Source organism: Psychrobacter sp. W2-37-MNA-CIBAN-0211, from assembly GCF_040309405.1.
Classification (GTDB): domain Bacteria; phylum Pseudomonadota; class Gammaproteobacteria; order Pseudomonadales; family Moraxellaceae; genus Psychrobacter; species Psychrobacter glaciei.
The window spans coordinates 1-278 of sequence record NZ_JBEOOU010000150.1 but is presented as its reverse complement, the minus strand read 5'-3'; the positions used below and the strand labels follow the sequence as shown (position 1 = coordinate 278).

1 protein-coding gene is annotated in these 278 nt (G+C 66.2%); it reads right to left on the bottom strand.

Features of this window, described 5'->3' with window-relative positions; genetic code table 11:
• A partial coding sequence (locus tag AAEY72_RS14685; protein WP_352311274.1) for a CoA transferase occupies window positions 1-278 on the bottom strand: 278 nt, incomplete at both ends.

Here is a 278-nt window from a genome sequence, read left to right as displayed (position 1 = left end):
GAGCAGCACCTTGTCGCAAAACGCCGCCCATTCGCGCTCGTTCTGCAAGCCGAGCATCACCGTGCCGCCGCCCCCGGTGGGAAACGGCCCGTAAGGGTAAATCGTCGAATGCGCGGCACCCGCACGCGGTGGCGGCGGCGCGCCGTCGAAGGCGTAGTACATCGGGTAGCCCATCCACTCCACCAGGCTTTCAAGCATGCTCACATCGATGCGGCTGCCCTGGCCGGTTTTGCCGCGCAGCAGCAGCGCCGACAGAATGCCGCTGTAGGCGTACATCC